We start from the raw sequence: 12,533 nt of genomic DNA, 5'->3' as shown, positions 1-12,533 counted from the left end.
GCGATGGCCCGCGCGGCGTCCTTGAGGCGCCGTTCCTCCTGGGCGAGTTCGCGTTCCAGCTCCGCGCGGTGGGCGACCGTGTCCTCCCGGGCGCGTTCGGCCGCCTCCAGGGCGGCCTCCAGCTCGGCCTCCTGCTCACGGATGCGGGCGGCCTCGCGCTCCATGTCCTCGGGATCCCGCCCGCGCCGCTCCTCGGGGGGCGCGGAGGTCGCGCTCTTCACGCGGGCGTCGGCCAGCGAGATGGTGCCGCGCACCCGCTCGGCCAGCTGGGAGAGCTCGTACCAGGTCTGCCGGGCGTTCCGCAGACGCGGACTGAGCCGTCGCACCTCGTCCTCGAGGAGCGCCTCGCGCTGGAGGGCCTTCCGCAGCTCGGTCTCGGCCGCCTCCCTGCGCTCCTTGAGTGCCGCCTCGTCGGCGATCTCGGCCCGCAGTGCCTCGCGCAGCCGTACCAGGTCGTCGGCGAGCAGGCGCAGCCGCGCGTCACGCAGATCGGCCTGGATGACGGCGGCCCGCCGGGCGACGGCTGCCTGGCGGCCGAGCGGTTTGAGCTGGCGCCGGAGTTCGTCGGTGAGGTCCTGCACGCGGGCGAGGTTGGCCTGCATCGCGTCCAGCTTCCGCAGCGCCTTCTCTTTGCGCTTGCGGTGCTTGAGGACGCCGGCCGCCTCCTCGATGAAGGCGCGGCGGCCCATGGGGTCGGCGTGCAGTACGGAGTCGAGCCGGCCCTGGCCGACGATGACGTGCATCTCGCGGCCGATGCCGGAGTCGGAGAGCAGTTCCTGGATGTCGAGGAGACGGCAGGTGTCGCCGTTGATCTGGTACTCGCTGCCGCCGTTGCGGAACATGATCCGCGTGATGGTGACCTCGGCGTATTCGATGGGGAGGGCGCCGTCGGAGTTGTCGATGGTCAGCGACACCTCGGCGCGGCCCAGCGGCGGGCGGCCGGTGGTGCCGGCGAAGATGACGTCCTCCATCTTGCCGCCGCGCAGCGACTTGGCGCCCTGTTCGCCCATGACCCAGCTGAGCGCGTCCACGACATTGGACTTGCCCGAGCCGTTCGGACCGACGACGCAGGTGATGCCCGGCTCGAACCGGAGCGTGGTCGCGGAGGCGAACGACTTGAAGCCGCGGAGGGTCAGGGCCTTGAGGTGCACGCACCCGGACTTTACCCGCCGGGCGGGTCTCACTCCATGAACGCACGGTTTCGCGGGTGAACGCGCAGGGCACATCACACGTTGAAGACGGTGAAAGGATGCGCGGGACAACGACTGCCGGGCGCCGTGCGCGGGGGTGCGGGCGCCGGGGTGGGACGCGGAGGCGGGAAAGAAAGAAGGGACGCCGGGGCGTCCCTTGCCATTCTGACTGCTTGGCGGTGGTGTCGGGCGGGCCCGACCACTGCTGGTGCTGTTCGTGGAGCGGTGCAGTGATCAGGTGAGCGCAGGCTCCGCCTGGTGTGCGTCAACGCTCTCCATGATCCTGTCGTGAGAAGCGGCAGCCGCCAGCGCGTCGTTCTCCGCCTGGATCCGTACGAGCTCGGATTCCAGGTCCTGGACGCGCTGCTGGAGCCGTCGCATCTCGGCGAGGAGTCGAGGGTCCGAGCCGCCGACGTAACCGAGAAGCGCCTTTGCCATGATGGATGGTCCTCCACAATGAGTGACCGACCGATGCGGTGTGGGTCGTGAGGGATTCGCACCCGCCGTGCTTGGCAGGCCTGGAGTTGTACTGCCGTTCAGCCATGCCAAACAGCTGGGGTGCGCGGGGTTTTCAGCGTCTCACCAAAAAGTTTGAGGGTCAACACGATCACGCCCCGTATCGGCGGACAACGGGGCGCACACGGCCGGGAAGCGGCGGCGTCGCGACTCTCACGGGTCCTCGGGACGTGGCGATCATCTTGGCCGCGGACGCGTTTCATGGCAAGCCGTTCTCCGCAATCACCAGGACGTTTCCGTCCGCGGGGACCCGTCGCGCCGGGCGGACGGGCCCCGCGGGCCCCGTCCCGGGGGGCCGGGTCAGCGGATGGCGAAGCCCTCGTAGCCGCCTCGGGGTGTGTCCCAGATCTCGGTGACTCCGTCCACACGTCCGGGCGTGTCGCCAGCCTGGAGCCAGTCGAGCAGCCTGTCACAGCGTTCACGGGAGCCCTCGGCCACCACTTGGACCCTGCCGTCACCCAGATTGAGAGCGAAACCACTCAGGGCGCCGATCTCCAGCGCCTTGGCCCGGGTGAACCAGCGGAAACCCACATCTTGGACACGTCCCCGTACCCAGGCGACCAGTCGCACATCCTCGCTCATGCCTGCAACCTAACCGGACAAAGTCACACCGGGCACTCCGCCCCCTGGCGCCATGCGGTACCGTCCCGACCCATGAATCTCATATGAAACTCACTCGTTGGTGTGAGTTTTGTGATCATCGAGTTTTGGGCTGGTCGCGAAGACGAGTCGACCGCAGGACGAGGAAGGCACAGGACATGGGACGCCACGGACGCTCCGCCGCCGGCCGCGCCGCCACGGGCCGCGCCACCGGAGCAACTCACGCCGACGGCCCCTACGACGGCGGCCCGGACTCCCTGGCCGACCTGGCCGACGGCCCGCCCACCATGGGCACCGCGCCGTATCTCAACCCGGAGGCCTACGCCGAGACGTACGCACGGAGCGAGGCGTACCTCTACGCGACGGACGCCGGCGCCGGATACGCCGCGGACGCCGACTTCACCCGCGCCGACTTCACCCGCGGCGGCTTCCCGGGCAGCAGCTTCTCGACCGGCCAGGACCTGCCCGGTCCCGCCGTCACCGGTGACGGTCTCCCGGACGACGGCTTCGCCGCCCGCGTCGGCTACGCCACCCGCGACGACTCCCGGGCCCCGAGGGACTACGCGGCCCCCGACGAGGCCGGACGGCCCACGAGTGGACACCGGCGCCGGAAGAAGAAGACCGCGACACCGGTGCGCACCGGTCTGCTCGGCGTCTCCGCCGCCATGGCCATCGGCACGGCCGCGGTGGCCACCGGCTCGATTCCGGGCCTGGAGAACTACAAGCTGGGCGGGGACAGCGCTCCCGGCGAGGAGGTTCAGGCGGGGGACGCGGCGACCAGTCTGCCCACCGAGCAGGGCGGCACGTCCGGCACCGCGGAGTCCCCCGGCCGGGACGCGGGCAACCCGGCGAGCCGCGACTCCGACCGCTCCGTGCCGTCCGCCCCGTCCGTGCCGTCCGCGTCGCCCTCCACGTCGGACACGCCGACGAAGGCCCCGGAGACGGCCGAGCCGGAGGAGGAGCCCGCTGCGACCCCGGAGCGGACCGCGGAGAAGAGCACGGAGGAGGAGGCGTCCCGCGAGACCACGCCGGAGCCGGAGAAGGGGACGAACGACCCGGGTCCCGTGTCCGCGGAGGTCGCGGCCGGCGCCGAGGTGCTCCGGCTGGTCAACGCGGAGCGGGCCAAGGTGGGCTGCAGCCCGGTCGCCGCGAACAGCGCGCTGGCCGATCTGGCCACGGCGTTCAGCGACGACATGGCGAAGCGCGGCTTCTTCGACCACACCGACCCCGACGGCGACAGCCCGTGGGACCGGGCCCAGACGGCCGGCGTCAGCGGCCTCGGCGGCGAGAACATAGCCCGGGGCCAGGCCGACGCGGAGGCCGTGATGCAGGCCTGGATGGACAGCCCCGGCCACAAGGCGAACATCCTGAACTGCGACTTCAAGACCCTCGGCGTCGGCGTCCACATGGGCCCGGGCGGCCCGTGGTGGACACAGAACTTCGGCTACTGAGCGACTCCGCGGCAAGGCGCGGGGCGGTCGCACCCCTGGGGTCTGCCACCGTCCTCGGCCGCGGCGCACCTGGCCGCCGGGCCCGGCCGTCGAGGGGTGACTTGTGGGAGCGGCGTTCGCGACCGTGATGCCGGCCGGCGGCGTCGCACTGTTCACGCTGTGGTGCGCCTGCGCGGTGCTGGGGATTCACGGCCTGTTGCTCGGTCGCATGCCAGGCCGATGACTGCGACGCCATGTGCGGCGGCCGCGGGTGTGGGGAGCCGGCGCGGGGAGCCGGCGCGCTGCTGGTAGTGGTCGCCGGCTTCTCCTGCCCCACCGTCGCGGTCGTGGGCGTGGGTCTCGTCGCTCTGGGGCACGTGCGGCCGAGCGGGTGAACACCCTGGTGGACCTCACGGGCGCTAACCATGGGTTAGCGCAACCCAAGGGACTGCGCTGTTCTGCAGTAGCCTGGAAGCATGACGACCACGGAGCGGGGCCCGGAGGAGCAGGATCGTGCCTTCAGCGTGTTCGCCAAGGCGTGCCCCTCGCGCGGGACGCTGGAGCATGTGACCGGCCGCTGGGGCGGGCTCACCATGGGTGCGCTGTACGAGGGCTCGCTGCGGTTCAACGAACTGCGCCGGCGGATCGACGGGGTGAGCGAGAAGATGCTCTCCCAGACGCTGCACGCGCTGGAGCGCGACGGCCTGGTGCACCGTGAGGCCCAGCCGACCAACCCGCCCCGCGTGGACTACGAACTGACTCCGCTGGGCCGTGAGGTGGCGGAGCGTCTGCTGTCCCTCATCCACTGCGTCGAGGGCAGCATGGACACCGTGCTCCGGGCGCGTGAGCGCTACGACGAGACGCGCGGCGCCCGCTGACACCTCGGGCAGTAGTAGCTGGACCGGTTCATCCACGCCCGCCGGCGCATCGGGGTGCCGCAGCGGCGGCACGGCAGGCCCTCGCGGCCGTAGGCGTCCAGGGAGCGGTCGAAGTAGCCGGACTCGCCGTTGACGTTGACGTAGAGGCTGTCGAAGCTGGTGCCGCCCTGCGAGAGCGCGGCGTTCATGACGTCCCGGACATGGCCGAGCAGGAGCTGGGTGCGCGGGCGGGTGAAGCCGGCCGTCGGGCGTTCGTAGTGGACCCGGGCGCGCCACAGCGCCTCGTCGGCGTAGATGTTGCCGACGCCGCTGATGAGCGACTGGTCGAGCAGGGCGCGCTTGACGGTGGTCCGCCTGCGGCGCAGGGCCTGGTGGAAGGCCTCGTCGTCGAAGTGCGGGTCGAGGGGGTCCCGGGCGATGTGCGCGATGACGTCGGGCAGGCCGTCGGGGGTGTTGTCGTGGAGCGAGAGACCACCGAAGGTGCGCTGGTCGACGAACCGGAGTTCGGTGTCCAGGGCGTCGGTGAAGCGGACGCGGACCCGCAGGTGTTTCTCGTCCGGCGCCGTGTGCGGCTGGACCAGCAGCTGGCCGCTCATGCCGAGGTGGGCCAGCACGGACTGGCCGGTGTCCTCCAGCGGCAGCCAGAGGTACTTGCCGCGGCGGCTGGGCACGCCGACGCGGTGGCCCCTGAGCCGCTGCCCGAAGTCCTCCCCGCCGGCGACATGGCGGCGCACCGCGCGCGGGTGCAGCACCTCGGCCTCGGCGACGGTCCGGTGGGCGACCCACCGCTCGAGTCCGCGCCGTACGACCTCGACCTCGGGCAGCTCGGGCATGGTCTCCTCCAGGAGCCGGTGTGTCGCGGCGTGGCAGGGCTGTCCGGCACGCCCTCTCCCGCTGTGGGAAGAGGCCGTCACCTGGCCGCCGACGAGCGGTGTCCCGTGCTGGACCGTGCTCGCGCCGGAGTGTCCTTGTGCGGGGACGCCCGTCCCGGCTCCGGTCCGAGCCGCCTCGGCGGGCAGGCCGTCGCCACGCTGTCCGCGTCCCACGGTCCGGCCCGCCGGGCAGGAGCCGGAGCCGAGCGCCCGCCCCGGTTTCCGGGGCGGGCGCTCGGCTCCGGCTGTCCGTCAGGCGGAGGCCGACGGGGCGTCGGCGTCGGCCTTCTGAACTCCGGAGGCTTCGGCTTCGGCGGCCTGGACGACCTCTTCGGCCTCCGCCGCCGCCTTGGCCCGCTCGTCCGCCGCGGCGCGGATGGACCGCCACGCGGACTCGGCGGCCTGTTGCTCCGCCTCCTTCTTGCTGCGGCCGGTGCCGGTGCCGTACGAGACGCCTCCGACGCGGGCGGCAGCAGTGAAGGTCTTCTCGTGATCCGGGCCGGTCTCCGTGACCAGGTACTCGGGAACACCGAGTCCCTCGGTCGCGGTGAGTTCCTGGAGACTGGTCTTCCAGTCCAGGCCGGCACCGAGGTTCGAGGATTTCTCGATCAGGGGATCGAACAGACGGTGCACCAGCTCCGCCGCCGCGTCCAGGCCCTTGTCGAGATAGACGGCGCCGATCACCGCTTCGAGGGTGTCGGCGAGGATGGATGCCTTGTCCCGGCCTCCCGTGCCCTCTTCACCACGGCCGAGCCGGATGAAGGAGCCCAGTTCGAGCCCGCGGCCCACTTCCGCCAGCGCACGCGAGTTGACCACCGCGGCCCGCAGCTTGGCCAGCTGGCCTTCGGGCAGATCGGGGTGGGTGCGGTACAGCGTGTCCGTGACGACGAGACCGAGCACGGAGTCCCCGAGGAACTCCAGCCGCTCGTTCGTCGGCAGACCGCCGTTCTCGTACGCGTACGAACGGTGGGTCAGCGCTCGCACCAGAAGGGCGGACTCGACGTCGTAGCCGAGCCGCCCTTCCAGAAGCGTGTGGGACGAGGCCTGGTTGTCCGCAGAGTTCTTCTTCGGCGTGGACACAGTGCCTCTCACCAGCCGCTCAGACCTCGAGGACCTGGCGCTTGTTGTAAGTGCCGCAAGACGGGCACGCGATGTGCTGCTGCTTGGGCTCGTGGCAGCGCTCGCACGCAACCAGGGTGGGGACCGCAGCCTTCCACTGCGACCGGCGGTGGCGCGTGTTGCTGCGCGACATCTTCCGCTTCGGAACAGCCACGGCTACTTCTCCTGCTTCTCGTCGACGCCCGGTTCGGCGCCGCTCATCTCGTCCTTCTCGCCGTCCGGCATGGTGCCGGCGAGTCCCTGCAAAGCCGCCCAACGAATATCGACGGCGTCATGGTGGTGGTCCGGGTCGTCCGCGAGCCGCGCTCCGCACTGGGAGCACAGACCCGGGCAGTCTTCCCGGCACACCGGCTGCATCGGCAGTGCGAGCACCACCGCATCACGCAGCACGGGCTCGAGGTCGAACAGGCCGTCCTCGAGAAAGAGCCTGTCCTCGTCGTCCTCGGCGTCGTCGCCCGGGTCCGCGATCACGCGGCCCCGGTCGTCGGCGTCAGGGTACGAGAACATCTCCTGGAAGTCCGCTTCGAGCTCCTGCTCCAGCGGCTCCAGACACCTTACGCACTCCCCCTCGGCCTTGGCACGGGCGGTGCCTGTGACGAGCACACCTTCCATGACCGACTCGAGCCGGAGTTCGAGCTCCACCGGGGCGCCTTCCGGCACTCCGATGACCCCTGCGAGACCGAGGTCCCGGGGAGCGTCGACCGTACGGTTCAGGCGCTGCAGCGCACCAGGCCGCCGTCCCAGTTCGTGTGTGTCGAACACGAGGGGATTGCGGTGGTCGAGGCGGGCGTTCAGGGCCATTCCTGCTTCCGGTCTTCGAGCTCAGGGGCAGCGCTGCCGTACGGGCATCCCGGGCAGCGCGGATCGCGGGTGTATACGCGGACAGCGCAAGCGCACACGCGACCGAAGAGCCAGGATACTGGACCTTTCGCTCACGACCCAATCCGCCCCTACAGGCCCCGCTCGCGCTCGTAGGCACGCAGCTGTTCCGGCGTGATCATGCTGGTGTCGAAGAGGCTGTTCTCGTCCAGGGCATAGCCCTGCTGCTGCGCCTGGTGCGTCTGCTGAGGCTGCTGGTGCGCCTGGTTCGGGTCGTACGCCTGCTGCTGGGCGTCGTAGCCCTGGTACGCGGCGTAGGGGTCGGGCTGCGGGACGGGGGCGCCTCCCGCCGGGGCGTAGCCGGAGGCCGCGGCGTACTGGTCCTGCTGATCGCCGTACTGCTGCTGATAGCCGGCGTACGGGTCCGGCTGCTGCTGGATGGGGGCACCTCCCGCCGGAGCGTAGCCGGAGGTGGGGGAGTAGGCGGGCTCGGGCTGGGCGTACGGCTGCTGGGGCTCCGGCTGCGGCGGCTCGGGCTGCCTGGGCGGTGCGCCCTGGCCGGCGACCGAGGCGAGACCGGCGAGGTAGTCGGCGTCGCTGGAGTGCTGGACGGACGTGAGGTCGTCGGCGAGGGCACCGAGGTCGTCGGAGGCGAGCCGGCCGTGCAGCTTCTGCCGGCCCCGGCCGACCGCGTCCAGGGTCTTGGCGAGGACCGCCTCGAAGGCACCGAGCTTGACGTCGACGTACTCGTCGGCGCTGCGGCGCAGGGTCTCGGGGTCGTGGCTGCGCTCGGGAGCGTCCTCGTCCTCGTAGCCCTGTTCGTCGAGTCCCGGTCCCGTGCCGAGCAGTTTCTCGCGGCCGCGGCCCACGGAGCCGATCGTCTTGGTGAGGACGACCTCGAAGTTGGCGAGCTTGGAGTCGACGTAGTCGTCGGCTTCCGCGCGGACCTCCTCCGCCTCCTTGCGGGCCTCGGCGAGGATCCGGTCGGCCTCCGACCGGGAGCGGCGGGCGACCTCGGTGTCGGAGATCAGGGAGCCGCGCTGGGCGTGGGCTCCCTCGATGATCCGCTCGGCCTCCTGGCGGGCCTGCTCGACCATCTGCTCCCGGCCGCCGATCAGTTCCTGGGCCTGGGCGAGGGAGTCGGGCAGGGCCGCGCGCACCTCGTCGAGCAACGCGAGCAGGTCGGCGCGGTTGACCACGCACGAGGCCGACATGGGCATCGACCGGGCGCCGGAGACCGCGGCGACGATCTCGTCGAGCTTCTTCTGCACGTCCACCGTGTGCTCGCCACTCTCTACAGCTGTGTTGGAGACGGACGGGACGACTGTACGACCCCGGGGCGCCCGGTGGACACCGGCCGGTCGGCGGTCCGGGGACCCGTCAGTCCTTGCTGAGGCGCCCGGTGAGGGCGGTCAGGACCTCCGGCGGCACCAGGTGGGCCACGTCGCCGCCCCAGGCCGCGACTTCCTTGACGAGGGAGGAGGACAGGAAGCTGTAGGTGGGGTTGGTGGGGACGAAGAGGGTCTCCACACCCGACAGTCCGTTGTTCATCTGGGCCATCTGCAGCTCGTAGTCGAAGTCGCTCACCGCGCGCAGGCCCTTGACGATGGCGGGGATGTCGCGCTGCTTGCAGAAGTCGACCAGGAGGCCGTGGAAGGCCTCGACACGGACGTTGCCGTACTCGGCGGTGACCCGGCGGATCAGGTCGATCCGCTCCTCGATCTCGAACAGCCCTTTCTTGGACTGATTGATCATCACCGCGACGTAGACCTCGTCGTACAGCCGGGAGGCCCGGGCGATGATGTCGAGGTGTCCGTTGGTGATCGGGTCGAACGACCCGGGGCATACGGCGCGGCGCACTGCTGATCCCTCGCTCTCCGGTCCGGTCATCGTGCGTCTTCGCACGTAGAGGCGGCGCGACCGTACCAAAAGGTTCCCTCGCCGTAGCGACGGGCCCGGATCGCCTCGAAGCCGGGCGGCCAGGCGAATTCCCCGCCTCTGGTGCTGCGCTCCACGGTGACGAGGGCGTCCTCCGTGAGCCAGCCCCCCGAGCGGAGTGTGAGCAGAATCTCGCGAAGATCGTCGTCCGGGACGGCGTAGGGCGGGTCGAGGAAGACGATGTCGTACGGCTCCTGCGGGGGCGCCGCGCGGACGATCTGTTCCGCTTTGCCGGATCTGACCTCGGCGCCGGGGAGTTGGAGCGCCTTCACGTTCTCCCGGACCGTGCGGACGGCCCGGGCGTCGGCCTCGACGAGCAGGACACCTCCGGCGCCCCGGGACAGGGCCTCCAGGCCCACGGCGCCGGATCCGGCGTACAGATCGAGGACGCGTTCGCCGTCCAGCGGGCCGCCGAGCAGCGACTGCCAGGTGGAGAACAGGCCTTCGCGCGCCCGGTCGGAGGTCGGGCGGGTGCGGTTTCCCTGCGGGACGGCTAGGAGGCGTCCGCCGGCTCTGCCGGCGATCACGCGGGTCATCTGGGGTCCTTGGTCGTGGGGTGTGTGCGGTTCAGTCTGGCAGGCCGGGGCGGGGGGCGCCTCGCGTGGTGAGCGGCCGGGGGTCCGCCGCGGCCGCTCGCGCGCAGGTGGTGGAGCCGTATACGGATACGGTCCCGGGTCCCTCGGGCACCGCCGCTCAGCCCTTCTCCAGGTACTGCTCCCGTTCCTCGTCCAGCAGCGCGTCCAGGGCCGTGCGCAGGGCGGGCAGGTGCCGCAGCTCCGGGTCCGCGGCGACGACCCGCGTGGCCTCCTCGCGGGCCTCGGCGATGATCTCCTCGTCGTCGATGACGGCGAGCATGCGCAGGCTGGAACGGGTGCCGGACTGGGCCTGACCCAGCACGTCGCCCTCGCGGCGCTGCTCCAGGTCGATCCGGGAGAGTTCGAAGCCGTCGAGGGTCGAGGCGACGGCACCGAGGCGCTGCCGGGCCGGGCTCGCCTCCGGCATCTCGGTGACCAGCAGACACAGGCCGGGGGCCGAGCCCCGGCCGACGCGGCCGCGCAGCTGGTGGAGCTGGGAGACGCCGAAGCGGTCGGCGTCCATGATCACCATCGCGGTGGCGTTCGGCACGTTGACCCCGACCTCGATGACGGTCGTGGCGACCAGGACGTCCGTCTCACCGGCGGTGAAGCGGCGCATGACGGCGTCCTTGTCGTCGGGCTGCATGCGCCCGTGCAGCACCTCGACGCGGAGCCCGTGCAGCGGTCCTCTGCCGAGCTGGTCCGCGATGTCCAGGACGGCGAGCGGGGGCCGTCGCTCGGCCTCGTCCTCGGGGGGCTTCTTCCTGCCGGCCTTCTTGGGGCCGTCCTCCTCGTCGCCGATGCGCGGGCAGACCACGTACGCCTGATGGCCTTTGTCCACCTCCTCGCGGACCCGCTCCCAGGCGCGGGCCAGGAAGTGCGGCTTGTCCGCGGCCGGTACGACATGGCTGGCGATCGGCGAACGCCCCGCCGGGAGCTGGTCGAGGACGGAGGTCTCCAGATCGCCGAAGACCGTCATCGCGACCGTGCGCGGAATGGGCGTGGCGGTCATCACGAGCAGGTGCGGGGGCTGTTTGCCCTTGCCGCGCAGGGCGTCGCGCTGCTCCACCCCGAAGCGGTGCTGCTCGTCCACCACCACCAGGCCCAGGTCGTGGAACTGCACCTTGTCCTCGATCAGCGCGTGTGTGCCGATGACGACGCCGGCCTCACCGGTGGCCAGGTCGAGCAGGGCCGCGCGCCGGGCCGCGACCCCCATGGAGCCGGTGAGGAGCACCACCTTGGTGGCGTCGTCCACCCCTCCGAGCATGCCTCCCTCGGCCAGCTCGCCCATCATCTCGGTGACCGACCTGTGGTGCTGCTGGGCGAGCACCTCGGTCGGGGCCAGCATCGCCGCCTGTCCGCCCGCGTCGACGACGGCGAGCATGGCGCGCAGGGCGACCAGGGTCTTGCCCGAGCCGACCTCGCCCTGGAGCAGGCGGTGCATGGGGTGTTCGGCGGCGAGGCCGGCGAAGATCTCTTCGGAGACCTTCCGCTGGCCGTCGGTGAGGGTGAAGGGCAGACGGTCGTCGAAGGCGGTGAGAAGGCCGTCGGGCTTCGGGCGGCGGGCGACGGCGGGGAGCAGCGCGTCGGCGTGGCGGCGGCGGGCGAGGGCGGTCTGGAGGACGAAGGCCTCGTCCCACTTGAGGCGGGCCCGGGCGGCCTCGACGTCCGCCGGGGTGTGCGGGCGGTGGATCTTCAGCAAGGCCTCGGGGAGCGGAAGCAGTCCGCGGCCCTCGCGCAGGGAGTCCGGGAGCGGGTCGAGGGCCTCCTGGGCGCTGGGCAGCACCGTCTGGAGGGCCTTGCCGATCTTCCAGGACTCCATCTTGGCGGTGGCCGGATAGATCGGGATGAGGGCGCCGGCCCAGGTCTCGACCGTCTCCTCGGCATCGCCGCGCAGCAGTTCGTAGGCGGGGTGCGCGAGCTGGAGACGGCGGTTGAAGACGGAGACCTTGCCGGCGAACATCGCGCGCGTACCCGGCAGCAGTTCCTTGTGCGGCTTGTGGACACCCGCGCCGAAGAAGACCAGTTGCAGCCGGCCGCTGCCGTCCGTGATGGTCACCTCCAGTCGCTGGCCCTTGCCGCGCGGGGCCTTGGCGGAGGCGAAGGTGTGCAGACGGACGTCGGCGACCTGGGCGACCACGGTGACGTGCTCGTCCATCGGGAGGTCGGCGAGGTGGGTGAGCCGGCCGCGCTCCTCGTACCGGCGGGGGTAGTGATGGAGCAGGTCGCCGACGGTGTGCAGGCCGAGATGCTCGGCCATCACCTTGGCGGTGGCGGGGCCGAGCACTTTCTTCAGTGGTTCTTCCAGTGCGGGCACGAGATCCATTGGACACCACCGCACCGACAATGCGTGACCGCGGGACACCGGTTCCGGCCGAGCGCCCGGCCATCACCTCGGCCGACCACCCCACCCGCGCGGCACCACGGCGAGCGGCGGCACGGCCGGGGGTCTGACCGGCTCACCCCCGGCCGCGGTATGCGCACCCCCGGTCCGCATACCGGCATCCCCGGCCAGCCGGAGCCACGCTCGCCCTCCGCCGCACAGCGCTGCGACTCCCGTCCTCCGCAGCGCCGCCTGCACCCCTCACCGGTGCAC

Annotated in this window: 12 protein-coding genes and 1 pseudogene; 2 read left to right on the top strand and 11 right to left on the bottom strand. The window is 71.5% G+C overall.

Going from position 1 to position 12,533, the window contains the following annotated elements; all coding sequences use genetic code 11:
• The 3 genes from B9S61_RS25135 to B9S61_RS25125 all read right to left on the bottom strand — a co-directional run.
• The coding region (locus B9S61_RS25135; RefSeq protein WP_181007519.1) for a chromosome segregation SMC family protein at window positions 1–1,151 on the bottom strand (1,151 nt) is incomplete at its 3' end.
• A gap of 273 nt (window positions 1,152–1,424) precedes the next feature.
• Complete coding sequence (locus B9S61_RS25130; protein WP_029384211.1) at window positions 1,425–1,628, bottom strand: hypothetical protein; 204 nt, start codon at window positions 1,626–1,628, stop codon at window positions 1,425–1,427.
• Between the two features lie 378 nt (window positions 1,629–2,006).
• A complete protein-coding gene (locus tag B9S61_RS25125; protein ID WP_103544283.1) occupies window positions 2,007–2,288 on the bottom strand; it encodes an acylphosphatase in 282 nt (93 codons plus the stop codon).
• A gap of 176 nt (window positions 2,289–2,464) precedes the next feature.
• Between B9S61_RS25125 and B9S61_RS25120 the strand changes: the two genes are divergently transcribed.
• A complete protein-coding gene (locus B9S61_RS25120) occupies window positions 2,465–3,757 on the top strand; it encodes a CAP domain-containing protein (RefSeq protein ID WP_103544282.1) in 1,293 nt (430 codons plus the stop codon).
• A gap of 455 nt (window positions 3,758–4,212) precedes the next feature.
• A complete protein-coding gene (locus tag B9S61_RS25115) occupies window positions 4,213–4,614 on the top strand; it encodes a helix-turn-helix domain-containing protein (RefSeq protein WP_103544281.1) in 402 nt (133 codons plus the stop codon).
• Here B9S61_RS25115 and mutM read toward each other — a convergent pair.
• The 8 genes and pseudogenes from mutM to recG all read right to left on the bottom strand — a co-directional run bounded on the left by mutM (window position 4,587) and on the right by recG (window position 12,263).
• Window positions 4,587–5,447, bottom strand: coding sequence for a bifunctional DNA-formamidopyrimidine glycosylase/DNA-(apurinic or apyrimidinic site) lyase (gene mutM, locus B9S61_RS25110; protein WP_103544280.1), 861 nt, complete (start codon window positions 5,445–5,447; stop codon window positions 4,587–4,589). The two genes, B9S61_RS25115 and mutM, sit on opposite strands and share 28 nt — an antisense overlap.
• Before the next feature lie 291 nt (window positions 5,448–5,738).
• A complete protein-coding gene (gene rnc / locus B9S61_RS25105; protein WP_103544279.1) occupies window positions 5,739–6,566 on the bottom strand; it encodes a ribonuclease III in 828 nt (275 codons plus the stop codon).
• A gap of 19 nt (window positions 6,567–6,585) precedes the next feature.
• Window positions 6,586–6,759 (bottom strand): 50S ribosomal protein L32, encoded by a 174-nt coding sequence (gene rpmF / locus B9S61_RS25100; protein WP_003951102.1) that lies wholly within the window; start codon window positions 6,757–6,759, stop codon window positions 6,586–6,588.
• 2 nt (window positions 6,760–6,761) lie between these two features.
• The gene (locus tag B9S61_RS25095; RefSeq protein WP_103544278.1) at window positions 6,762–7,406 is read right to left on the bottom strand and encodes a DUF177 domain-containing protein; all 645 of its coding nucleotides are present in this window, start codon (window positions 7,404–7,406) and stop codon (window positions 6,762–6,764) included.
• A gap of 149 nt (window positions 7,407–7,555) precedes the next feature.
• Complete coding sequence (locus tag B9S61_RS25090; protein ID WP_103544277.1) at window positions 7,556–8,701, bottom strand: DivIVA domain-containing protein; 1,146 nt, start codon at window positions 8,699–8,701, stop codon at window positions 7,556–7,558.
• Window positions 8,702–8,804: 103 nt separating this feature from the next.
• Complete coding sequence (gene coaD / locus B9S61_RS25085) at window positions 8,805–9,284, bottom strand: pantetheine-phosphate adenylyltransferase (RefSeq protein ID WP_181007520.1); 480 nt, start codon at window positions 9,282–9,284, stop codon at window positions 8,805–8,807.
• Window positions 9,285–9,310: 26 nt separating this feature from the next.
• Window positions 9,311–9,904: pseudogene (gene rsmD / locus B9S61_RS25080) on the bottom strand (16S rRNA (guanine(966)-N(2))-methyltransferase RsmD); the annotation flags it as partial.
• A 151-nt stretch (window positions 9,905–10,055) separates the two neighbouring features.
• Window positions 10,056–12,263, bottom strand: a complete 2,208-nt coding sequence (recG, locus tag B9S61_RS25075) for an ATP-dependent DNA helicase RecG (protein ID WP_103544274.1) — start codon at window positions 12,261–12,263, stop codon at window positions 10,056–10,058.
• Between the last annotated feature and the right edge of the window lie 270 nt (window positions 12,264–12,533).

Origin of the sequence: Streptomyces sp. SM1 (genome assembly GCF_002910825.1) — a bacterium.
GTDB lineage: Bacteria > Actinomycetota > Actinomycetes > Streptomycetales > Streptomycetaceae > Streptomyces > Streptomyces okerensis.
Note: the sequence above shows the minus strand (reverse complement) of the source record. Positions and strands in the feature narration are given on the sequence as shown.